General features: G+C 69.1%; 22 protein-coding genes. 6 read left to right on the forward strand and 16 right to left on the reverse strand.

Going from position 1 to position 21289, the window contains the following annotated elements; translation table 11 throughout:
• Positions 1-142 precede the first annotated feature (142 nt).
• From ACFWNN_RS45000 to ACFWNN_RS45030, 7 genes are all read right to left on the reverse strand, one after another.
• Entirely contained in the window at positions 143-622 is a 480-nt protein-coding gene (locus ACFWNN_RS45000) for a hypothetical protein (RefSeq protein ID WP_382446105.1), read from the reverse strand.
• Between the two features lie 127 nt (positions 623-749).
• On the reverse strand, positions 750-2462 hold the full coding sequence (locus tag ACFWNN_RS45005; protein ID WP_382446106.1) for a DUF2264 domain-containing protein: 1713 nt from the start codon (positions 2460-2462) through the stop codon (positions 750-752).
• 118 nt (positions 2463-2580) lie between these two features.
• On the reverse strand, positions 2581-3531 hold the full coding sequence (locus ACFWNN_RS45010; RefSeq protein WP_382446107.1) for a hydroxyacid dehydrogenase: 951 nt from the start codon (positions 3529-3531) through the stop codon (positions 2581-2583).
• On the reverse strand, positions 3528-4355 hold the full coding sequence (locus ACFWNN_RS45015; protein WP_382446108.1) for a carbohydrate ABC transporter permease: 828 nt from the start codon (positions 4353-4355) through the stop codon (positions 3528-3530). The genes ACFWNN_RS45010 and ACFWNN_RS45015 overlap by 4 nt, the downstream gene beginning before the upstream one ends.
• Positions 4355-5230: a carbohydrate ABC transporter permease gene (locus tag ACFWNN_RS45020; protein ID WP_382446109.1), complete on the reverse strand. Its 876-nt coding sequence runs from the start codon at positions 5228-5230 to the stop codon at positions 4355-4357. Before ACFWNN_RS45020 ends, ACFWNN_RS45015 begins: the two co-directional genes overlap by 1 nt.
• The gene (locus ACFWNN_RS45025) at positions 5227-6525 is read right to left on the reverse strand and encodes an ABC transporter substrate-binding protein (protein WP_382446110.1); all 1299 of its coding nucleotides are present in this window, start codon (positions 6523-6525) and stop codon (positions 5227-5229) included. Before ACFWNN_RS45025 ends, ACFWNN_RS45020 begins: the two co-directional genes overlap by 4 nt.
• Positions 6526-6558: 33 nt before the next feature.
• Positions 6559-7587 carry a substrate-binding domain-containing protein gene (locus tag ACFWNN_RS45030; protein ID WP_382446111.1) on the reverse strand — a complete coding sequence of 343 codons (1029 nt, stop codon included), beginning with the start codon at positions 7585-7587 and terminating at the stop codon, positions 6559-6561.
• A 98-nt stretch (positions 7588-7685) separates the two neighbouring features.
• On the opposite strand from ACFWNN_RS45030, the gene ACFWNN_RS45035 reads away from it, so the two are divergent.
• Genes ACFWNN_RS45035 through ACFWNN_RS45050 form a run of 4 tightly spaced genes read left to right on the forward strand, consistent with a single transcriptional unit; the run spans position 7686 to position 9701 of the window.
• The gene (locus ACFWNN_RS45035) at positions 7686-8606 is read left to right on the forward strand and encodes an epimerase (RefSeq protein WP_382446112.1); all 921 of its coding nucleotides are present in this window, start codon (positions 7686-7688) and stop codon (positions 8604-8606) included.
• 1 nt (position 8607) lies between these two features.
• Positions 8608-8859 carry a hypothetical protein gene (locus tag ACFWNN_RS45040; protein WP_382446113.1) on the forward strand — a complete coding sequence of 84 codons (252 nt, stop codon included), beginning with the start codon at positions 8608-8610 and terminating at the stop codon, positions 8857-8859.
• On the forward strand, positions 8852-9118 hold the full coding sequence (locus tag ACFWNN_RS45045; protein WP_382446114.1) for an SH3-like domain-containing protein: 267 nt from the start codon (positions 8852-8854) through the stop codon (positions 9116-9118). The genes ACFWNN_RS45040 and ACFWNN_RS45045 overlap by 8 nt, the downstream gene beginning before the upstream one ends.
• Positions 9111-9701: a nitrile hydratase subunit alpha gene (locus ACFWNN_RS45050; protein ID WP_382446115.1), complete on the forward strand. Its 591-nt coding sequence runs from the start codon at positions 9111-9113 to the stop codon at positions 9699-9701. The genes ACFWNN_RS45045 and ACFWNN_RS45050 overlap by 8 nt, the downstream gene beginning before the upstream one ends.
• Positions 9702-9751: 50 nt before the next feature.
• Here ACFWNN_RS45050 and ACFWNN_RS45055 read toward each other — a convergent pair whose 3' ends face one another.
• The 5 genes from ACFWNN_RS45055 to ACFWNN_RS45075 all read right to left on the reverse strand — a co-directional run bounded on the left by ACFWNN_RS45055 (position 9752) and on the right by ACFWNN_RS45075 (position 15798).
• Positions 9752-11173: a serine hydrolase gene (locus ACFWNN_RS45055; protein ID WP_382446116.1), complete on the reverse strand. Its 1422-nt coding sequence runs from the start codon at positions 11171-11173 to the stop codon at positions 9752-9754.
• A gap of 27 nt (positions 11174-11200) precedes the next feature.
• A complete protein-coding gene (locus tag ACFWNN_RS45060) occupies positions 11201-12421 on the reverse strand; it encodes an MFS transporter (RefSeq protein ID WP_382446117.1) in 1221 nt (406 codons plus the stop codon).
• 58 nt (positions 12422-12479) lie between these two features.
• Positions 12480-12938, reverse strand: coding sequence for a DoxX family protein (locus ACFWNN_RS45065; RefSeq protein ID WP_382446118.1), 459 nt, complete (start codon positions 12936-12938; stop codon positions 12480-12482).
• A gap of 60 nt (positions 12939-12998) precedes the next feature.
• Positions 12999-14666, reverse strand: coding sequence for a heme peroxidase family protein (locus ACFWNN_RS45070; protein ID WP_382446119.1), 1668 nt, complete (start codon positions 14664-14666; stop codon positions 12999-13001).
• A 133-nt stretch (positions 14667-14799) separates the two neighbouring features.
• Complete coding sequence (locus tag ACFWNN_RS45075; protein WP_382446120.1) at positions 14800-15798, reverse strand: glycosyltransferase; 999 nt, start codon at positions 15796-15798, stop codon at positions 14800-14802.
• A 43-nt stretch (positions 15799-15841) separates the two neighbouring features.
• Here ACFWNN_RS45075 and ACFWNN_RS45080 point away from each other — a divergent pair, with 43 nt between their 5' ends.
• Entirely contained in the window at positions 15842-16165 is a 324-nt protein-coding gene (locus ACFWNN_RS45080) for an STAS domain-containing protein (protein WP_382446121.1), read from the forward strand.
• Here ACFWNN_RS45080 and ACFWNN_RS45085 read toward each other — a convergent pair.
• Positions 16162-16713, reverse strand: a complete 552-nt coding sequence (locus ACFWNN_RS45085; RefSeq protein WP_382446122.1) for a chorismate mutase — start codon at positions 16711-16713, stop codon at positions 16162-16164. The genes ACFWNN_RS45080 and ACFWNN_RS45085 overlap by 4 nt on opposite strands.
• A gap of 9 nt (positions 16714-16722) precedes the next feature.
• Here ACFWNN_RS45085 and ACFWNN_RS45090 point away from each other — a divergent pair, with 9 nt between their 5' ends.
• The gene (locus tag ACFWNN_RS45090) at positions 16723-17079 is read left to right on the forward strand and encodes an RNA-binding S4 domain-containing protein (protein WP_382446123.1); all 357 of its coding nucleotides are present in this window, start codon (positions 16723-16725) and stop codon (positions 17077-17079) included.
• Here ACFWNN_RS45090 and ACFWNN_RS45095 read toward each other — a convergent pair.
• Genes ACFWNN_RS45095 through ACFWNN_RS45105 form a run of 3 tightly spaced genes read right to left on the reverse strand, consistent with a single transcriptional unit; the run spans position 17076 to position 21070 of the window.
• Positions 17076-18494, reverse strand: coding sequence for a DUF4419 domain-containing protein (locus tag ACFWNN_RS45095; RefSeq protein WP_382446124.1), 1419 nt, complete (start codon positions 18492-18494; stop codon positions 17076-17078). The genes ACFWNN_RS45090 and ACFWNN_RS45095 overlap by 4 nt on opposite strands.
• Positions 18472-19368 carry an NAD-dependent protein deacetylase gene (locus tag ACFWNN_RS45100; protein WP_382446125.1) on the reverse strand — a complete coding sequence of 299 codons (897 nt, stop codon included), beginning with the start codon at positions 19366-19368 and terminating at the stop codon, positions 18472-18474. Before ACFWNN_RS45100 ends, ACFWNN_RS45095 begins: the two co-directional genes overlap by 23 nt.
• Before the next feature lies 1 nt (position 19369).
• A complete protein-coding gene (locus ACFWNN_RS45105) occupies positions 19370-21070 on the reverse strand; it encodes a cellulase family glycosylhydrolase (protein ID WP_382446126.1) in 1701 nt (566 codons plus the stop codon).
• Positions 21071-21289 lie beyond the last annotated feature (219 nt).

Consider the following 21289-nt stretch of genomic DNA (forward strand, 5'->3'; position numbering starts at 1 on the left):
AGGGCCCCGAAGTCAAGCCCCAATCGCACACCCCAGGTCTTTCGTCGAGACCCGCGCAACCAACCCTCGCAACCGCAGCCCAACCAACAAAACGCGACCAACCCCGCTGGAACGCAAGGCACCTACGGAACCGGTGCCCGGACTAGACCCGGCTGAACAGGTCCGTGATCAGCTTCTTGGAAGGCTCAACCCCGGCCGGCGACATGACCTCGATCTGCGTCTTGCCCTTCCGAGCCACCACCGTGTGCTGGGCGGTCTCCGCCCCACCGGCCGAAGACTCGTAAGCCTCGTCGAACAACCCCTCGATCGCCTTGGCCTTCTCCGGCTTCCCCTTGGCGAACGTAGCGGCAGAAGCATTGGTCGTGAACCGCACCTCAACGGGCATCCCGGCACCCACGTAGTTGCACGTGACGACTGCCTTGTCCACAGTCTCCCGCTGCCCCTGCAACCGCAGGTTGAGCGCCTTCCCGACCACGGACGAGTTGGCGTTGGCGCAGGTAGGACCGTTACCGGCGGCCTGCTCCACGGTGGTGGGCACCTGCGGGGCCTGCGTAGGAGCGGCCTCGGGCTCCGAGGTGCAGGCAGCGAGCAACAGAACGGCAGCGAGAACGGTGATGCGCACATCCCTTCATCGGGCCAGCCGCCACCGCGTTACCCGCCTAACCCGCCCCCGCGCCACGCCCGTCACCCGCCGCTCCACGCCCATCACCCGCCGCCGCCCTCCCCCTTCACCCGCCGCTGAACGCCCATCACCCGCCGTCGACCTGCCGAAGGACCTCCGCGACCCGCCCTTCCCAGTCCGCTTCCACCACCGAGCCGTTCAACACGGCCACAGCGGCCAACGTCACGGTCCCCTCAACCGAGGCAGTCAGAGCAGGAACCTTCACATCACCCGCAAATGCGGTCCCCTGCGGCGCCGGATGCTCGACACCACCGGTCCACCCCAGCACGCCGACCAACGCGGACGGCAGTTCGGTAGCCCACCCGGTGAGCTCAACCCGAGTCCCAGCAGGCGCCCCGACCACCCGGTGAATCCGCAGCTCCTGATCCCCCCACACCGCCGTCACGCTCTCCACCCGCAACCCAGGCACCATCGGCTGGTCGGCATCGAACACCGGCCGATGCCACGAAGCAGCCCAGTTCCCACGGGCCCCAAGAGGATGAATGCGCCGCCGCACGCTGCGCTTCCCGCCAACGATCACGGCCAGGTGGTTGTCGGCGACGTTGTGCTTGGAGGTCGGCCCGGAACTGGTCGAGTAGGCGAACCGGCTGTACAACGGATCGTCGTCCCCCGCGTGCTCCCCCTCGAACGGCCGAACGTGATCGCTGCCGTGGTTGTGCAACCGGGTCACACCGCCAACCCGCTGAACCAGAAACCCCGGCCCGGGCAACGCAAGCACTCGATCCTCCTCGTCGGCCTCCTCCCGCGAGGTCCACAGTGGATGATCCGAATCAGCCAGCAGGCACACGAACGCCTTGGACGCCCAGTACGGCGACGCCGGACCGGAGTAGGGCTGGAGGCTGGCCTCGTGCGGCCCGTGCCAGCCGAGGCTGAGCAGGCCGTCGGTCAGCGCACCGCGGTCCAGGAAGTACCGGAGCGAGTTGCTGATGAGGTGCCGCGAGCGCCCGGGGCTGAACGGCGTCTCCCCGGTGACCGCCCCCAGCGCCACGGCCGAGGCGGCGGCGAACCGGTAGGTGAGCGACCGTCCGAAGTAGAGCGGCGCCCCGTCCGCGCCGAACAGCAGGCCGAAGCTGCCCAGGTGTTCGCGCAGGTGGGTGGCCACCTCACGGCCGTCTAGGTGGGCGTCGAGCGCCGGGTAGAGGTGCAGGGCCCAGCCGTTGTAGTGGTCGAACGCGCGGCCGTCGCCATCCGAGTACCAGCCGTCGCCTCGATACCAGCCTTGGAGCAGTTCCATGGCGCGTTGCTTCGCCCGGCGGGTCTCGTCGTCGCCGCGACCGGCGTGTTCCAGGAACGACGCGACGGTGTACGGGAAGAAGTACCAGTTGTTGGCCGCCGGAACGTGCCGGAGCGCCCCGCGCAGCCAGGCCTCGGCACGGTCCTGGACGGGCTCCGGGAGCTTGTCCCAGAGCCACGGCTTGGTGAGGCGCAGGCCCAGCGCCACCGACGCGGACTCGACCATGGGCTGGCCGACGTCGAAGATCTCCGGCCACTCCCCCGCCGTGCCCGCCGCCAACCCCGCGGCGTAGCGGTCGAGGAGGTTGCCGGGGTCGTCGCCGTGGGCGGTGCGGAACGCGGCGGCGAGGAACGTGCGGGCGTACCCCTCCAGGCCGTCCGAACGGACACCGCTGCGGGAGGGACGGCCGGGGAGGTGCAGGAACGCCTGGTCGGGGGACGCGTACCGCCAGGCCGCGGCGAGGAGGCCGTCGGCGGCGGCCACCCAGTGCTCACGGGTGAGGCCGGTGTGGGGGCTGAGGGTGTGGTCGGGTTCGGGCAGCTGCACGCCACGCGTTCCTTTCGCTCCGCTTGCACTGGGCACTCGCTCGACGCGGCCGTTCGCCGTGCCGCCGACGATCTCCGCTACTTCACGCAATCCGGTCCCTGGCTTCCGTCCCGCCACCTCACGCGATGCGCTCCCTTCGCTCAGCGGGTACGGGCGTGGCGAACGACTCCCCCGCCACCCACCTCCGCACCTCGGCCACCGCGTGCCGCCCGAGGCGCACCCACTCGTTGCCCTGCGACCCGGCGAGGTGCGGCGTGATCAGCACGGCGTCGTTGCGCCACAACGGGTGGTCGGCCGGCAGCACCTCCGGGTCGGTCACGTCCAGCACCGCCCGGATCCGCCCGGCCTCCGCCACCAGCGCGTCCTGGTCCACCACCGCCCCGCGGGCCGTGTTGATCAGCACCGCGTCGTCCCGCAGCAGCGCCAGCAGGTCACGACCGACCAGGCCGACGGTCTCCGGCAGCAGCGGCGTGTGCACGCTGACCACGTCGCTGCGGGAGAACAGCTCGGTGAGGCTCACGGACTCGGCACCGTCCACTTCGGTCACGAACGGATCGTGCACCAGCACGTGGAAATCGTAGGGCGCGAGCAGCTCGATCACCCGGCGGCCGATCATCGACGCCGACAGGATCCCGATCGTGGCGCCGTAGTTGCCGACCGTGCCGGCGACCCCGTAGACCGACATCTGCTTGGACGCCCGGTATTCGGAAGCCCTCTCCAGGACGCGTTTGCCGGTCAGCAGGATCATCGCGACCGTGTACTCGGCCACCGGCAGGGCGTTGGCCTGGGCGGCGGACGACACCACCACGCCCCGGTCCCAGCAGGCGTCGGTGACGAAGCCGCGCACGGACCCGGCCGTGTGCACGATCGCCCGCAACGAGGGCAACCCGTCCAGCACCTCGGCCGTGATCGGCGGGCAGCCCCAGCCCGTGACCAGCAGGTCGACGTCCGGGACGGACGAGAAGCCGACGTGCACGCCCAGAAACTCGCACGACGGCGTCAGCTCGGGGAGCACGGGCGTGAGCACGGCGGCCGAGGCCTCAGCCGACATCACGCCCGCGACCCTCACTTGACGGCTCCCGCGGTCATGCCGGCCTTCCAGAACCGTTGCAGCAGCATGAAAGCGAGGATGAGCGGCAGCACCGCGAAAAGAGAACCCATGATCACCACCGGGTAGTACTCGGGAGAGACAGTGGCCGAGCTGTTCCACTGGTAGAGGCCGAGGCTGACGGGGTAGAGCTTCTGGTCGGACAGCATCACCATCGGCAGGAAGAAGTTGTTCCAGATCGTGGTGAGCTGGAACAGGAACAAGGTCACCACGCCCGGACCGAGCATGCGCAGGGCGACCCTGAAGTACGTGGCGAGGTCGCCCGCGCCGTCGATGCGGGCGGCTTCCAGCACCTCGCCGGGCACGTACCCCTGGGAGAACACGCGCCCCAGGTAGACGCCGAACGGGTTGAACAGGGCCGGGATGAACACCGCCCAGAACGTGTTCACCAGGCCCGCCTCGGACGCCATCAGGTAGAGCGGCAGGGCCAGGACGGTCTGCGGCACCATGACGGCGGCCAGCACCAGGCCGAAGAGCTTCTCCTTGTGCCGGAACGCGTACTTGTCGAACGCGTAGCCCGCGGCGATCGAGATGAACGCGCTGACGCCCGCGCCGACCACCGCGTACAGCAGGCTGTTGAGGTACCAGCGCGAGTACAGGCCCTTGTCCATCGCGAAGAGGTTCTTCACGTTCTCCACCAGCGAGAACCCGCCGAACAGCTCGCTGTTGAACAGCGCGTCGACGTTCTTGGTGGCGGCGAGCACGAGCCACATCACCGGCAGCAGGGTGTAGAGGACGGAGACGCCGACGACCACGTTCACCGTGGTCCGGCCGAGCAGCGTCATCAGGCGGCCTTCCTGTTCGTCCAGCGGGTGACGCCGTAGGACAGCGCGACCGTGAAGGCCAGCAGGATCACGGACGCGGCCGCGGCGAGGCCGTAGTTGTTGCGGGTGAACGCGGCGTCGTAGATGTACATGCTCGGCGAGAACCGGGCGCTGATCATCGGCGTGGACTGGCTGAGCAGCACGGGCTCGGTGAACAGCTGCAACGCCCAGATCAGCGTGAAGATGCCGACCGTGACGATCGCCCCGCGCACCAGCGGTGTCTTGATCCGCAACGCCTGCTTGACCGGACCGGCACCGTCCACTACGGACGCTTCGAGCACCTCGCGCGGAACGGCCTGCAACGCGGCGTAGAAGATCACCATGTTGTAGCCGAGGTTGCTCCACAACGCGATGTTCACGATCGACGGCAGGACGGTGTGGAGACCGAGGAAGTTGATCTGGATGTCGGCCTTGGCGAACAGGTCGACGATCGGGCTCAACCCCGGCGTGTACAGGTACAGCCAGATCAGGGCCGCGATGATGCCGGGCACGGCGTGCGGCAGGTAGAGGCCCATCTGCGCCCAGCTGCGCAGCTTCGCCACGCCGGAGTCCAGCAGCAACGCCAGCGTCAGCGCGCCGACGACCATCAGCGGGATGTAGATCAGGCAGTAAAGGACCACCGTGCCGAGGCCGTTCAGGAACGTCGGGTCGCTCAGCACCGCGACGTAGCTGCGCAGACCGACGAACACCGTGCTCTCCGGCCCGAACCCGAGCCCCGGCTGGTCGGCGGCGAAGAAGCTGAGCCAGACCGCCGTGCCGGTCGGCACGAGGAACACGACGACCAGCAACAGGAAGAACGGCGCCATCAGGACGGCGCAGGCGAGCTTGCCCTTCACCTCGCACCCTCCTCAGTGGACAGACCGAGCGCGCGCAGGTCCGGCATCGTGCCGCTCTGGGCCTCGCGCACGGCGTCGATCACCGTGCCGGAACCGGCGCCGGCGCGCGCGAAGCCGTCCTGCATGACCTTCTGCGTGGCGGTCATCCGCGGCCCCCACACCCAGCCGTCGCGGATCTTCTGCGTCTCCTGCTCGAAGAGCCGGTAGATGTCCTGGCCGCCGTAGTACTCGCCGGGGAACGCCTTGGCGCCCGCCTCGACGAGACCGGGCGCGACCGGGAACTGGCTGCTGGTCCCGCTCTTGAGCCGTGCGGTCAGCGCGTCCGGGTGGGTGCACTGCCACTCGATGAACTCCATCGCCGCCTCGGGCTGCTGCGAGTCCCTGGTGACGGCGAACGTGGACCCGCCGTGCGTGCCGACGACCTGCTCGTCCCAGATCGGCATGGGCGCGATCCGCCACTTGCCCTTCTGCGCCGGACGGGCCCGCATCTGCGCGCCCGCGTCCCACGCGCCGCTCAGCCGGGTGATCACCTTGCCCTGGCCGAGCTGGGCGTCGTGCTGCTTGCTGTCGGCGGCGTTGCGGAACACCAGGTCCTCGTCGATCAGCCGCTGCCAGTAGGCCGCGACCTTCTGGGTCGGCTCGTCGGCCAGCGACACGCGCCACTTGCCCCCGGCCGTGTCGAACCACTGCGCGCCCGCCTGCCAGGCGTAGCAGGCGAACTGCATGCCGCCGTCGGTCGGGAAGATCGCGAGCCGCTGCTCCGGGAACCTCGACCGCACGGTCCTGGCCAGTGCGGCGAACTCGTCCCACGTCGTGGGGATCTCGAAACCGTTGGCCTGGAACAGGTCCGCGCGATAGTGCAGGACCATCGGCTCGATGTCGAGGGGGACGCTGAACACGCGGTTGTCGAACGTCGTGAGCTTCAGCGCCTGCGGCAGCAGCTTCTGCTTCACGCGCTCGGTCACGAGGTCGGTGATGTCGCGGGCCACGCCGTCGATCGCGTACCCCGGGACCTGCGGGTACTCGATGGTGGCCACATCCGGTGCATTGCCCGCACGAGCCGCGTTGCTGAGCTTGGCGTAGCCGCCCTGCCCACCGGAGGGGATCTGCTGGAAGATCACCCTGATGCGGTTCTGCGAGGAGTTGAACGCGTCGACGACCTGCTGACTACCGCGCAGGGCCGACCAGAACGTGATCTCTACCGGGCCTCCGGCACCGCGGCGTTGCGGAGTGGAGCAGGCCGCCAATGGTGCCGTGAGACCTGCCGCTAGGAGGGTGCGACGACTCAGGCGCATGGTTCGCATCCTGATCGTACGATCGGTTTGTCGTCAAGAAACGGTCAAACGCTCAGACGATGAGCGGATCTTCAACGACGGCAGCAGCTCGATCCGTTCGGGGGCGGTGACCTCGCCGTTCAGCTTCCTGAGCAGCAGCTCGGCGGCCACCCGGCCGACCTCGGTCTTGGGCGGCGCGACGGCCGTGAGCGGGATGCTGCCGAGCGACGCCACCACGTCGTCGTACGACACGACCGAGCACATCCGCGGCACCTCGATGCCGGCGTGCACCATCTGCTGGACCAGCATCAACGCGTCCTCGTCGCCGTGCAGCACCGCCCCGGTGGCCCGGCGCTGCCGCAGCACGTCGACCAGCCCGGCGTTCGGCGCACTGCTGACCGTGACGGCGTCTTCCAGGTCCGCGGAGATCTCCTTGAACGCCCGGCGCAGCACGCGCGCTGTCGGACTGTCGTCGCGTGCGGCCAGCACGATCCGACGATGCCCCAGGTCCGTCAGGTGCTTCACGGCGAGATGCATGCCGTACCAGTGGTCGGAGCACACGGAGTTCATCGCCCGCAGGTGGCCGCTCGGGCGGCGTTCCATCAGAACGGTCGGCACGCCGGTGTCCGCGAGCCAGTCGTCCTCGGCCTCCTCCTCGGACGTGCGCCAGCGCGGGGCGATCAGCATGCCCTGCACCGGTTCGGTCAGCGCCTTCTCGACGATGGGCCGTTCAGCACCTCTGACCTGCGGCGCGATGTGCAGCACCACGCGCATGCCCGCCTCTTCGAGCCTGCGCCGTGCACCGTTCATCGTCTCGTAGAGGTACGTGTGGCGCTCCGGCACGACGAGCGCGATCGACCCGTTCGTCGCCTGCACCGGCTCCGGCTGCGCGACCGGGGTGAGGGACCGCGCGACGCCGTGACCGCGGCGCAGTCTGCCGAGGCGGGCGAGCTCCTCGACGTCGCGGCGGATCGTGACGATCGAAACGTCGAGCTCCTCGGCCAGATCGCTCACCTTGACCGTGCCCCGCGACGCCGTGACGGCCAGAATCCGCTGCCGTCGTGCCTCGCTGGACTCACGCATGACCGACCGCCTGTTCGTTTGACCGTTTTCCGGGAGCATAACTGACAGCGCTCTCAGCGACCGGGGACTAGCGTCGCCCGCGAGGGGGACGAACGCACATGAAGATCGTGATTCCAGGCGGAACGGGCCAGGTCGGCGGCGTGCTGACCCGCGCTTTCAGGGCGGCGGGCCACGAGGTGGTGATCATCAGCCGCAGCGCGGGCGTGCGCTGGGACGGCCACACGCTCGGCGCGTGGGCGGCGGAGATCGACGGCGCCGACGTGGTGATCAACCTGGCCGGGCGGAGCGTGAGCTGCCGCTACAACGCCGAGAACCTGCGGCAGATGATGCGCTCGCGGATCGACTCGGCACGGGTCGTCGGCGAGGCCATCGCCAAGGCGGACAACCCGCCCGGCGTGTGGTTGCAGATGAGCACGGCGACGATCTACGCGCACCGGTTCGACGCGGCCAACGACGAGGCGACCGGCGTGCTCGGCGGCCGCGAATCGGACGTGCCGGGCTACTGGGCGTACAGCGTCGAGATCGCCAAGCGCTGGGAGGCCGAGCTCTTCGAGGCGGTCACGCCCGGCACGCGCAAGGTCGCGTTGCGGGCGGCGATGGTGATGAGCCCGGACCGGGGCGGGGTCTTCGACTACCTGTCGTGGCTCGCGCGGCTCGGCCTCGGCGGACCGCTCGCGGGCGGACAGCAGTACGTGTCGTGGATCCACGACGACGACTTCGTGCGCGCCGTCGCGTTGCTGATCAGGGAACCGATCGAGGGCGCCGTCAACCTCGCGGCGCCCCACCCGTTGCCGCAGCGGGACTTCATGCGCGAGCTCCGCCGGGCCTGGAAGATGCCGGTCGGCCTGCCCGCGACCCGCCTGATGGCGTCGCTGGGTGCCTTCGCGCTGCGCAGCGACACCGAACTGCTGCTCAAGAGCCGCCGGGTCACCCCGGGCAGGCTGGTGGAGGCCGGGTTCGACTTCCACTTCCCGAACTGGCCGGCGGCGGCGCAGAATCTGGTGGAGCGCAGGAGGTGAGATGCCGAGGATCAACGACGTCGGCGGGCTCGACGGCTTCGGCCCGGTGATCGAGGAACTGGACGAACCGCCGTTCCACCACGACTGGGAGGCGCACGTCATGGCGATGAACCGCGCGCTGATCGGCCAGAGGATCTACAACCTCGACGAGTTCCGCGACGCCGTGGAACGGACCATGTCGCACGAGTCCTCGTACTACGAGAACTGGTTCCGCGCGATCCAGACGCTCCTGAAGGAGAAGGGCGTTGTCTGAGCGCTACCGCACCGGCGACCGCGTGCGGACGTCCACAGTGGACCCGGACCACCACACCCGCCTGCCGCACTACGCCCGCGGCCACGTCGGCACGGTCGTCGGCCACGACGGCGTCCACCCGCTCGCGGACCTCAGCGCGCAGGGAGTCCAGCAACGCCAACAGGTGTACCTCGTGCGGTTCTCCGCGCGCGAACTCTTCGGCCACGGCGACCACAACGTGACGCTGTCCCTCTGGGAGGACTACCTCAGCGATGAGTGACGACCACGACGACTCCCCGATCGCCGCCCAGGTCCGCGACCTGGAGTCGCTGCTGGAGGCCAAGGGCCTGATCGACCCGCGCGAGCTCGACCAGGTGCTGGAGGCGTTCGCCGCGAAGGCCTCCCCCGCCAACGGTTTCCGGGTCGTCGCCCACGCCTGGACCGACGACGGTTTCCGGGAACGCCTGCTGGCGGGCGCCAACGACGCGCTGCCCGAGCTCGGCCTGTCGATGGGCGGCGGCCTGCAACCGCAGGTGCTGCACGTCGTCGAGAACACCGAGACCGTGCACAACGTCGTCGTGTGCACGCTCTGCAGCTGCTATCCGCTGTCGCTGCTCGGCCCGTCGCCGACCTGGTACAAGAGCACGGCCTACCGGTCCGCGGTGGTCAACCGGCCCCGTGAGGTGTTGGAGCAGTTCGGGTTCACGCTCCCGGAGGACACCGAGATCCGGGTGTGGGACGCGAACGCCGAGTCCCGGTACATGGTGCTGCCGCGCCGCCCGGACGGGACGGCTGAGCTGGACGAGGCCGAGCTCGCGGCACTGGTCACCCGCAACGGACTGATCGGCACCGCGGCCGTCTGAGCGCGCGAAAAAGGGGCGTCGCGACCGCGACGCCCCTTCTCCCGTTGCTGCTACAGGGACTTCATGATCCCGTCGATCGCCTTGCCGAGCTGCGCGTACTTCTGCGTGTACAGCACCGGGTACACGCCGGGCGGGTCGGCCGGGCGGTCGGCGTCCACGTAGTCGGTGCCCAGGTTGCAGAACACGACCACGATGTAGTTGCGCTTGTCCTTGCCGCGGAACGACTTCACGATGCCCGCGTCGGAGCCGGTCGTGTCGACCCAGCCGGTCTTGTGCGCGAACGTCACCTCGGCGGCGTCGTTGCACGGCCGGACGTCACGGTCGTAGACCGCGTCGCCGACGGTCACGGTGCCGTCCGGCTTGATCCAGCGCGACGGCACCTTCTGCGGGATGCCCTGCGTCGGGTAGTCGCGGCCGCACCAGTTCGGGGTGGACAGCATCTCGTTGTGGCCCTGGTCGGCCAGGGTGTCCTGGAAGAACTTCCGCGAGGTGTACGAGAGCTCGTTGCGGGTGACCTGCTTGCCCTTGTCGGTCGTCCACAGGACGCCCGCGCCGCCGTTGACCAGCAGCAGGAGCTTGGCGGTGTCGAGGCCGCTCATGTTCGAGCCGATCCAGCGGCCGCCGTTGCCCGGGATGGTGCCGGTGACCATCAGGGTCGGCATGCCCAGGTCGACGAACGACTGGTTGACGGCGTCCCACGCGTTGAGGTCGTGGATCAGCTTGATCAGCGCGCAGGTGGACTCGTTCTGCGACTTGGTGATCATCTCGTCGAAGTGCTGCCGGATCTTCTTGACCGACGGGCCGCCGCACGCCTCGCGCACCGGGTTCGGCGCGTAGGTGTAGTCGGCGTCGAGGTCGAGCTTGCCCTGGTCGGCGAGGCGCAGCACGCCGAAGCCCACCATCAGCTTCAGCACGGACGCCGGGTAGGGCGAGGAGAAGTCGAGGGCGGCGTTCTCCCGGCCGGGCAGCACGTCGACGGTCCCCTTGCCGCCGTTGACGTCCCACTCGGTGTCGTCCCACCAGCGGTAGCGGACCTGGTCGGTGGACAGCCCCTTGCGGTCCACCGGCACGACCACGCCGTCCGGGTACTGCGGGCTGAGCAGCACGTTCGCCACGGCCTTGGTGCGGCCGAACGCGTCGAGCTCGAAGATCGCCGCGTCCATGTTCGGCGACTGGTGCAACGGCTTGCCCGCGGCCAGCGTCCGGGCCTGCGCCCGGTTCGTCAGCTCGGCGGGTGAGGCGTCGTACTTCTCCCGCTTCGCCGCCGATCTCGCGGCCAGGCCGGGAGGGGTGGTCAGGTCGGGCGGGGTCAGGTCGATGACGTCCTTGAAGTTCTGCGCGACGATCGCCTCGCGCAGCCGGTCCGCGAGGGGCCGGTGATCGGTCTGGACGTCGGCCGAAGCGGCCGGTGACAGCGCCGCGCTCGTCACAGCGAGCACGGTGAAGAACGCAGCGAAACGCTTGCGGTTCATTCACTCCCCCAGTGAAGTGGAATCAAACTACACACGGACCGTATCAACGTTCTCCACGGAGCGCACAGACCGTGACGAGATCATGACAACCGTCGCGAGCAGGTACACGGCCACGCAGCCGAGCAACGTCGCGGACGTCCCGAACGCGTGCGACACCGGCCCGACCGCGAGCTGCCCCAACGGGATCGCCACGAACGACCCGAGCATGTCGTACGAGTAGACGCGCGCCAGCCGGTCGGCAGGCACGTGGTGCTGCAACGTCGTCTCCCACGCGACCCCGAACTGCTCGAAGCCGATCCCGCAGACGAACGCGGTGACGATCAGCAGCCACGGTTCCGGGTGCAGGACCATCACCAGCGGCAGGACCGCGAACCCCGCCACGCACGCGACCCCGACCAGCAACTGCCGGCGCACCCTGATCCGCAGCACGAGGACCGCGCCGGCCACCATGCCCGCGGTCTGGGCGGCGAGGACCAGTCCCCACGTCTCCCGGCCGAACGTCGAGTCGGCCAGCACCGGGCCGAGCACCATCACCCCGCCGACCCAGGCCGCGTTGACGAACGTGAAGGCCACGACCACGACCCACACCCACTGCCGGGACACGAACTCCGTCCAGCCGACCTTCAGCTCGGCCAGCACGGACGGCTTGCTCCGAGCCGCCGCGACCCCCGGCACCCGCACGAACGCGAAGAACACCCCAGCCAGTGCGAACGTCAGCGCGTCCACCGCGAGCCCCCAGCCGGGGCTGGTGAACGCGATCAGCAGGCCGCCCAGCGACGCGCCGCCGATGTTCGCGGAGTTCGTGCCGAGCCGCAGCAACGCGTTGGCCTGCAGGCGCATCGGCCCCGGCACGGTCTGCGGCACCAGTGACGCGGAGGCCGGCATGCCGAACGCGCTCGACATCCCGTTCACCGCCGACAGCACGACGAACCACGGCACCGACACCGAACCGGTGAGCACCAGGCAGGCGATCACGGCCTGGCTCGTGAAGCTGACCGCGCACGACCCGGCGAGCACGAGGTGGCGCGGCAACCGGTCCGCGACCACGCCTCCCCACAGCAGGAACACCACGTTCGTCAGCGAGCGGGCCGCGACGACGATGCCCAGCGAGGTGACCGAGGACGTCAGGTCGAGAACGGCGAAGGCCAGCGCGATCGGCGCCATCGCGTTGCCGGCGACGGTCGTGACGCGGGCCGCGAACAGCCATCGATAAGCAGGATGCGCCAATGGCGCGAAAGTGTCCCCCATCAAGCGAACGTACAACGGCGGGAGCCGCCCGATCGCGTGAGAATCGGACGGCTCCCGGTCATCGCACCCTCGGATGCGATGAGGCGATGACCACCGCGGCGGCGACGGTCACCAGGTTCTTCAGGATGTACTGCGCTTCGAACGACGCCTGCAACGGACCGGACCACATCTCACCGGGGAACAACACCAGCGGTGTCGACACCATCACGACGTGACCGACCAGCAGGACCGCGCACCACCGCGGTGCGCGGAAGCTCAGCAACACCAGTGCGATCCCGATTTCGGTGATCGCGGCACTCAGCCGGGCCAAATCCCCGTGGACGATCCCGAACGTCAGCGCGGAGACCGTGCGTTCGACGAGATCCTGGGCAGGGCTGCCACCGGGAAAGAGCTTCAACACGCCGAACCACAGGTACACGACCCCCAGTCCGATGCGCAGCAGCGGAATTCCGGACTCGCGCGCAAATCGAGCAACCCGTTCTTCCGTGCTTTCGCGACGTGTGGTTTCTGGACGCATGACGATCTCCCTCTCCTGTCTGACTGCCACCACCCGGCCAGACAGGAGGAACGAGGAAGATCAGGCGCCGGCCGGGTCCCCGAGGGGGTTCAGCAGGTCGGCCTTGCCCTCGAACGCGAACAGCAGCAGGTCGACCATGCGGAACGTGCTGGAGTCCGGGCCGAGCGTGGGCCGCCAGTACGGCGAGCGCACGATCGAGATCCGGCTGCCCTCCATCGCGCGGTGGAACACCTCCGCGGTGATCCGGCCGCCGACCGGCCCCATCAGGCCGTTGCCGACCTCCGCCTCCCGCAGGACGTAGAACCACAGCGGCGTGTTCGCCACGAGCTGCGCCTGCTGCTCCTCGGACAGGCCCTCGACGACCGCGCCGCCGTTGCCCGCCAGGATCTGCTCGGCCGTCAGCGGTTCGGCGCCGAAGAGCTCGGCGATCTGCTGACCGGTGGCGAGCTCCATCATCGAGGCCCTGGTCAGGTTGCGGAACGCGAGGTTGCGCTCGATCTCGCGGAACTGCGTGCCGCGGCCGCCGAACGTGCCGGCCGGCAGCTGCGTCAGCGGGTCGACGAGCAGCGTGTCGATCCGCTTGGTGACGTTGCCGCCGCCGAACTGCGCGGGCGGCACCAGGTCGTCGCGGTCGGCCTCGGTGAAGTCGTAGAGCCGCCGGAAGTCCGCGATCCAGTTGCTGGGCAACGTGAACAGCGGGCCCCGGTTGACGTCGTCGAGGTCGGCGGGCGTGCCGGAGCTCGGGTCGAAGTTGCCGCTGACCCCGGTGAAGGTGAACAGCGCGAACAACGTCGCGATCCCGCCGGGCCCGGTGCTGTTGAACACCCGGTTCCACTGGTAGGCGCCGCGGACCTGGCTGTGCCCGAAGCGGTACGAGGCCACCGAGAACTCGACCGGCATGGTCGGCGAGTTGTCCCGGCCGTAGTGGCGGCCCGGCACCTCGAAGAACTTCCGGCCGTTCGTGAACACGTCGTCCACGATCGCCGGGTCGATGATCCGCGGCAGGTGGTCGGTCCGCAGCATCCACTGGTAGTGCCGCACCACGAGCTCCTTGGCGGCGCGGAAGAGCCGCTCGCCGGACAGGCCCGTGAGCGCGAGCTCGTCGACCACGCGGTTGTGGAAGCGGATGAACGCGAGGTGCGTCTGCGCCACCACGAGGTTCTCGTCGTTGCGGGCGTCCGGGATCAGCGGCAGCCGCCGGTCCGCGGCCGTGCCCGCCGTGCCACCGCGGCGCGGCAGGTCGAAGCCCTCGAACGGGACGTTCGTGCCCTCGTCCGGGAACGGCACCGGCGTCGTCGTGCCGACCTTGAGCTTCACGCCGTCCTCGGCGTAGAAGACCTGGTCGTCCTTGTCGCGCGGGCCGCGGCCGTAGACCGAGTCGAGGTCCAGCGCGGGCGAGCGGCCCTGCATGAGCTCGTCGAGGTTGACGTCCTGCCCGAGCTGCGACTCGGTGCGGTCCATCGTCAGGTCGTGGTCGACGAACTGGCCGAGGTAGGTGAACCCCGCCGGGACGGCCGGATCCACCGAGTCGGGCTGCGGGACGTCCGCGGTGATCGCGGTCGCGAGGGCCACCCGCGTCTGTTCGTCCGTCCGCGGCCCCTTGGGCCCCAGCCGTGAGAACCGGAACCTGCGCAACTCCTCCGCGGTGGAGGGCTGACGCGTGGTGGCCTCACCTTTGCCGTCGAATTCCAGCACACCTTCGCCCACGACGAAGAAACTGTCGCGCACGTGCCTCTTCATAAATCCCCCTGTTGATCCCCTGTGTCAGGCAACCTGTTCTCCCCAACAAGCACCTGCCCCACCGCCAGTCTCCAGACGGACGAAAATCCCGTCGAAGCTTTTGGTCACAACCAAAAAGTTGTCACACAGCGGATACGAGGTGGTCCGGAATATTCCGGAAATCCTCCAGCACGGCGATCTTCGCGGCCAGGTTCTCAGCGACTTCATGATATGTCTTCGCGTTCAGCACGTGATTGATCCGTTCCGCGAGAACGGCCGCGGTCAGGCCTTTCACGCCGAGATCGATTCCGGCGCCGAGATCGTGGATTCGGGCCGCGTTGCGGGGCCGGTCGCCGAACAACGGGAGCGCGACCATCGGCACGCCGGCCGTCAACGCCTCCCGCACTCCGTTGTGACCGGCGTGCGTGACGAACAGCTTCGCGGTGTTCAACAATCGCTGCTGCGCGATCTCCGGCTCCAGCCGGACATTCGCCGGACGTGGACCTTTCCACTCGGCATGGCCTGTTGCGACAGCGGAATGGGCGTCGATTCCGCCGAGTGCCTCGACGACGACGTGCAGCGACGCCGTGTGTCTCAGAGCGCGGGTGCCGAAGGACGCGACGATCTCCGGCGCGACGTCCGCGCGCCCCTGGTCGAGGGGTACCCGGAAGTGGTGCTGGGCGGGGTGCCAGGCGGCCGGGGTCAGGGCGGCGGTGAGCACCGGGTCGGTGCCCGCCACGCCGAACCGGGCGCGCACCTTGTCCACCAGCTCGTCGAGCAGCGGGATCTCCAGCGGCGCCAACGGCGCGATGTCGACCAGCGCGTGCGGGATCCCGAGCACCTCGGCCGCGATCTGCCCGCCGTGCTCGCTGGTCTCGCGCACGATCACGTCGGGACGCCAGGTGCGGGCGAAGTCCAGAAGGTTCGCGGCGAAGGCCACGACGAGGTCGTGCGACCACAGCGGCCCGAGCCCGGACGGCACGGGGACGTCCGGCAGCGCGACGGTGTGCGGCAGGTGCGCCATCGCCGGACCGGTCGCGAGCACGGCCTCGTGCCCCCGCTCCCGGAACGCCCTGGCCAGCGGCACCATCGCCGGCATCAGGTGGGAGTGGAGGGGCAACGCCGTCAGCAGAATGCGCACGCCATCCAGTTTCGCGGCGGCCACCAGTGGGTACAGCTGCGAAATGCTCGAAGTCACGGTGACCGAGTCGTCGCCTGCCTCCACCCTGATCACGGTCTCCGGCGAACTCGCCGGTCCCGGCGCGGAACGACTGCTCGCCCGGCTCGACCGGCTGCTCGACCAGGGACACCGCTACGTCGTGCTGGACCTGACAGCCGTCACGTTCTGCGACTCCAGCGGCGTGAGCTCGTTGGTGCGCGGCCACGCCCGTGCGTCGGCCGCGGCGGGAGGACTCCGCCTCTCCGGCGCGTCCGACCAGGTGACGAAGGTGCTCGAACTGTCCGGCCTGGCACGGATGCTCGGCCTCAAGTCCACAGTGGAACTTTAGGTGCAGACGGTGCGCATCGCCTCGGCCAGCGCGTCCTCGTGCACCCGGTCGAGGCGGTGCAGCACCACGGCGGAGCGTTCCGCGACGGTCGCCTGGATCCCGCACCTCAGCGTCGGGCGGCGCAGCTGTTCGGTGTCCTTGAGCTCGGCCAGGATGCCGGTGGTGAGCCGGTCGAGGACAGGCCGGACCTCGGTGGCGAGATCGGGCCGGTGCTGCGGGACTTCCTCGGGGTGCGCGGTCCAGCGCGTGTAGAGGCCGCGTTGCACGATCTTGTTCGCCTCGATCTGGGCGCGGAAGAAGCGCGCCGCGTTCTCGGGGTCGAGTCCGAGCTCCTGTGCCTTGGTGCGGACGGTGTCGAGCACCTGCTGTTCGCGCACGGGGTCGTCGATCGGTTGCGTCGTCCCGAACTTGGCCGCCGCCACCAGGTCACCGACCTGAATCCGCTGCACGGCGAGGCCGGTGAGCTCGCCGAGCGGGCCGACGGGGGTGAGTGACGCGGCGAGGGTCAGTGCGACCGCCAGAAGCCTCATGATCTCCGAGAGTGCCATGATGGCGGGGTGGAGTCCACGCGCATCGACAGCTGGCTGTGGGCGGTCAGGCTGACGAAGACCCGCCCGGACGCCGCCCAGGCGTGCCGGGGCGGCCACGTGCGCATCAACGACAAGCCCGCGAAGCCGTCCGCCACCGTCGTGCCCGGTGACCAGGTCCGCGCCCGCGTCGGCGACCGGACCCGCGTGGTCGAGGTGGTGCGGGTGATCTCGAAGCGGGTGGGCGCGGAGGTCGCGGCGATGTGCTTCATCGACCGCACGCCGAAGCCGCCGGTGGAGGTGCCGATCGCCCGGCGCGACCGCGGTGCCGGGCGGCCGACGAAGCGGGAACGCCGCGAGCTGGACAGGTTCCGCTCTCAGAACTAGTCGGTGAGTCCGAGTTCGCTGAGCTTGATCGTCTTGAGGTGGTCGGTCTCGTCGTGGTCGAGCGCCGACGACAGGATCATCGCCAGCGACGTGCCGAGCACCGCGACGTCCTCGGCGTGATCGTCGGGGCGCAGGACCACCCAGTGGCTCTGACCGGTGCGGTACTCGGCGATCTCACCCACCATCCGGCCGTCCGCGAGGTCGAACACGACCTGGATGTAGTGGCCGCCGACCCGCACCGAGCGGCGTGCCCTGGGCTCACGCAACCGCCACGCGCCGTTCCTGATCGAGGCGGTGCCGAAGCGCCGGTAGAGGGCGAGCACCTCGCCGCCGCCGTCGAGGTGGATGTCGATCTCGACCTCGTACGTCGCACCCCTGACCGTCTCGGTCAGCTGGGGAGCCGTCCACTCGTGGTCGGCGGCGATGCGGTCCAGCACCGTCTCGAGTCGTGGCGGCGCGGACACCACCGCCCAGCCCGCCACGGGTTCCAGGGCGCCGTCGTCGTGCTGGGTGACGCCGACCAGGCCCGCGTCCACGGCGACCGCGGTGAGGTCGTGGCCGTTGTTGACGTTGATCACCGCGCGGCACAGCGTTGCGAGCACGGAGTCGGTGGTGATGTTCGGCTCGACGCTCTCGCGCGGCTCCCCCACCGGCAGGTCGAGCATGGGGTTCGGGTGGGACCGCTCGCCCAGGTAGGGGTAGAAGCGGGTGATCCAGCCCGTGACGCGCTCGCCGCCGTACGCGTCGAACGGGTTGTAGATGCGCTTCCAGAAGTTGGTGTCGGCGTTGCCCTCGGCGGCGCGCACGAACTGGTCGGTGATCGGGACGAGCGAGCGGCACCAGTGCTCCAGCCCGTAGCGGGGCAGGTCGTCGATCCGCGCGCGGATCTTGCGCCAGTCGTCCGGAGTGCCGGTCAGCGTGATCGACGGGATGCCGCAGACCCCGATCATCCAGTAGCCGTAGTAGGGCGAGTAGGTGTCCATCATCGCGACGCGGCCCGCCAGCCGTTCGACGTCGGTGCTCGTGCTGAAGTCGCACTCGAAGGTCGTGTCGCCGATCTCCTTCGCGAGCCGCGCGATGACGGTGTCCCAGGTGTCGCTGGGGCCGTAGTCGACCTTCAGGACGCTCTTGCCCTCGTGCTCCACCAGGATCGGGCGCAGTTCCTCGGCGTGGAGCTTCACGTGCTCGGCGATGCCGCGTGTGATGGTCAGCCACACCGCGTCCGGGGACAGCACCAGCGGCCGGTGTTCGGCGAACGCCTTGCTCACGGCGTGCATCAGCGGGTGCACGCCGTTCGGCTCGATGACGCGCGCGGTGCCACCTGTCTCCCGCGCCCCAGGGAACAGGTCGGCGATCGGGCGGGTGGGCAGCGCGTCGGTCACGGGCGTGACGTCATCGACCGGGAAGGTCACCATTCCCGGACTGTAGAACGACTTCGGCCAGTTCCGTCAGCGATTTCCCCAAGGGCAGATCGACTCGGATCGACGCGTGCGGGTCGCCCCGCGTCTCGCCCCGGTTGATGATCACGACCGGGATGCCGGCCGTGGCGGCGCGGCGCACGAACCTGAGGCCGGACATGACCGTGAGCGAGGAACCCAGGACGAGCAACGACCGTGCGTTGTCCACGAGTCCGTAGCACTGTTCGACGCGTGGGCGTGGCACGTTCTCGCCGAAGAACACGACGTCCGGCTTGAGCACGCCGCCGCACTCCTCGCACGGCACGACTTCGAAGCCGCGCACCTGGTGCTCGGGCAGGAAGACGTCGCCGTCCGGGTTGATCTCGTCCGTCGTGGCGCGGAAGTCGGGGTTGGCTTCGCGCAGGCGGCGGTCGAGGTCGAGGCGCGGGGTCAGCATCCCGCAGTCCAGGCAGATCACCCGGTCGAGGCCGCCGTGGAGCTCGACCACGTCCGGCGACCCCGCTGCCTGGTGCAGCCCGTCGACGTTCTGCGTGATGACGCCGGCCAGCAGTGGGTGCAGCGTGGTCACGGCGCGGTGGCCCGCGTTCGGGTGCGCGCGGGCGATGGTGCGCCAGCCGACGTGGGAACGCGCCCAGTACCGCTGCCGGCCGGCCTCGCTGGTGGTGAACTCCTCGTACGTCATCGGGGTGTGCTTGCGCAGGGACCCGCCCTCGCCGCGGTAGTCGGGGATGCCGGACTCGGTCGACAGGCCCGCACCGCTGAGCACCAGCACCCCGCCCCGCGCGACGATCGGCACGACGTCGGTGAGGGCGGTGGTGCGCGGCAGCGACGGACCCTGGTTGGTCCAGCTCAGAGTGGGCCTGGTTCGCACTTCACCAGCTTACGTACCACTGTCGAATCTCGGCCTCCGCCGCGGCGACGTTGCCGTTGCCCGGGGCCGTGACCAGCGCGAACTGCCGGCCGGAGGTGGCGTTGAGGAGCAGCTTGTCACCTTGGACGGCCGACTGCGCCGAACTGATCACCAGCGGCGAGCGCAGCGCCGCAGGCAGGTGGAGCTCGGTGGGCGCGGCGCTGTCGTTCGCGTCCCAGACGAGCACGGCGAACGGGGCGTTGCCGACGAGCGCGCGGACGTTCGGCAGCGGAATCTGCTGCCAGCTCTGGTAGGCGCGGTCCTCGTAGGTGAAGGCGAGCGTGGTGCCCGCCACCGCCCGCGGGTAGACCCGGTCGACGACGGCCCGGTCGACGGTGAGCACGGGATTGTTGTTCGCGTCGAGCTTGACGGCGGAGAAGTGCTCGTCGTTCATGGCGTCGCCGTCGGTCTTGACCTTGTTCGGGTTGTCGTTCATGAGCTCGCGGTGGCGACCGTAGTTGGTGTCCCAGTGCCACTGGCTGCCCGAGACGACGGTGCCCTTCGGCGCCGACCACCAGCGCGCACCTGGTGCGGTCGAGTCGAGGCCCTGGTAGATCGCCTTGAGCACGGACGGCGTCTTGTCGGACGTGAAGCCCGAGACGGGATGCCCGAACTCGGACACGATCGCGGCGGTGTTGAGTGCCTTGGCACGGTCGCGAATGGTGTTGAACGCCTGGGTGTACTGGCCGTCCGCCGCCTTGCCCGGCATGAGGATGCCGGACTGCGCCTTGCCGTCGTAGAAGTGCGAGTTGAACACGAACCGCTCGCCCAAGGTTTCTACCAGGGTGAGACCGCCGGGCTCCGCGAAGAACTCCACGTTCTGGTTCCAGAACACCAACGGCTCCACGAACGCGGCCTTGCTGTTCCAGCCCGCCTCGTCCATCTTGCTGCGGAAGCGCTGGTAGAACGGCATCAGGAGATCGCGCTCCCACATCACCGAGGTCTGGCCGGCGTCGTACTTGCCGGCGTACGGCTCGTTGAGCGGGTCGACCCCCACGACGAGCTTGAACTCGTTGGCGGACAAGGCGTTCTTGACATGCTTGAGCGCCTCGCCGGCCGCGTTGACGAACGAGTCCTGCACGCCGTTCCGGTTGTGCCAGAAGTCGTAGGTGGCGGCGGTGACGGCGTTGTTGTTCTTCATGTTCTGGCCCCAGTGCACGCAGATCCCGCACGACTCCTTGGGATACCCGCTCGCGGCCCAGGCCGGGGCGCCGTCGCCGGTGTACCAGCTGTCCTTGTTGAAGAGGTGGCGCGAGTAGAGGTCCTGGTGGAAGTCCAGGTAGACGCGGATGCCCTCGTCGGTGAACTGGCGCAGCTGGGCGGTGACGTTTTCGAGGTAGGTGTGGTCGATCTGGTTTCGCTGGGGTTCGATCCAGGCCCAGGTGAGGAGGAAACGGACCGTGTTGGCGCCGGTCAGTTGTTTCATGGCTTGGGCCGACTTGCGGGCGTCTTGGGTGGTTGCGAACGGGAGGCCTCGGTTTTCGGCCAGTTTCGCGGTGCCGGAGACGTTGAAGCCTCTCAGGACGACCTCGCGGTTGTGCTCGTCTCGGAAGACTCCGTTGGAGACCCGCAGTTCGGTGCCGTCGTAGGTCTCGGCTTGGACCGGGGTGGTCAGGGAGAGGAAGGAGAGGAGGAAGAGGACTGCCAGGATCGCTCGCCGCATCGCCGCCGCCTTTGGGAACGTGAACGAGATTCGCATTGCGACGGTAGCGGGTGGTGGGGTGGTTGGGCTAGGTCTGGTTGCGAGTGGTGGTCGGGTTTGGGTGCAGAGACAACTGCGGACGAGCGTTGGTTGCGTCATCGCCGCTGGCGCGTCGATAGAGATTGGGGCTTGACTTCGGGGCCCTTGCGAGGCGCTGATCGGCCGGAAAAGGCCGGGCTG

Origin of the sequence: Lentzea sp. NPDC058450, from assembly GCF_042721395.1 — a bacterium.
Lineage (GTDB): Bacteria > Actinomycetota > Actinomycetes > Mycobacteriales > Pseudonocardiaceae > Lentzea.

Coding starts and splice junctions, on each gene's coding strand:
- ACFWNN_RS45095 (WP_382446124.1), bottom strand. CDS start 18,494: ATGGTGACCTTCCCGGTCGATGACGTCACGCCCGTGACCGACGCGCTG.
- ACFWNN_RS45060 (WP_382446117.1), bottom strand. CDS start 12,421: ATGGGGGACACTTTCGCGCCATTGGCGCATCCTGCTTATCGATGGCTG.
- ACFWNN_RS45065 (WP_382446118.1), bottom strand. CDS start 12,938: ATGCGTCCAGAAACCACACGTCGCGAAAGCACGGAAGAACGGGTTGCT.
- ACFWNN_RS45080 (WP_382446121.1), top strand. CDS start 15,842: ATGCTCGAAGTCACGGTGACCGAGTCGTCGCCTGCCTCCACCCTGATC.
- ACFWNN_RS45055 (WP_382446116.1), bottom strand. CDS start 11,173: ATGAACCGCAAGCGTTTCGCTGCGTTCTTCACCGTGCTCGCTGTGACG.
- ACFWNN_RS45030 (WP_382446111.1), bottom strand. CDS start 7,587: ATGCGTGAGTCCAGCGAGGCACGACGGCAGCGGATTCTGGCCGTCACG.
- ACFWNN_RS45035 (WP_382446112.1), top strand. CDS start 7,686: ATGAAGATCGTGATTCCAGGCGGAACGGGCCAGGTCGGCGGCGTGCTG.
- ACFWNN_RS45085 (WP_382446122.1), bottom strand. CDS start 16,713: ATGGCACTCTCGGAGATCATGAGGCTTCTGGCGGTCGCACTGACCCTC.
- ACFWNN_RS45025 (WP_382446110.1), bottom strand. CDS start 6,525: ATGCGCCTGAGTCGTCGCACCCTCCTAGCGGCAGGTCTCACGGCACCA.
- ACFWNN_RS45050 (WP_382446115.1), top strand. CDS start 9,111: ATGAGTGACGACCACGACGACTCCCCGATCGCCGCCCAGGTCCGCGAC.
- ACFWNN_RS45015 (WP_382446108.1), bottom strand. CDS start 4,355: ATGACGCTGCTCGGCCGGACCACGGTGAACGTGGTCGTCGGCGTCTCC.
- ACFWNN_RS45040 (WP_382446113.1), top strand. CDS start 8,608: ATGCCGAGGATCAACGACGTCGGCGGGCTCGACGGCTTCGGCCCGGTG.
- ACFWNN_RS45105 (WP_382446126.1), bottom strand. CDS start 21,070: ATGCGGCGAGCGATCCTGGCAGTCCTCTTCCTCCTCTCCTTCCTCTCC.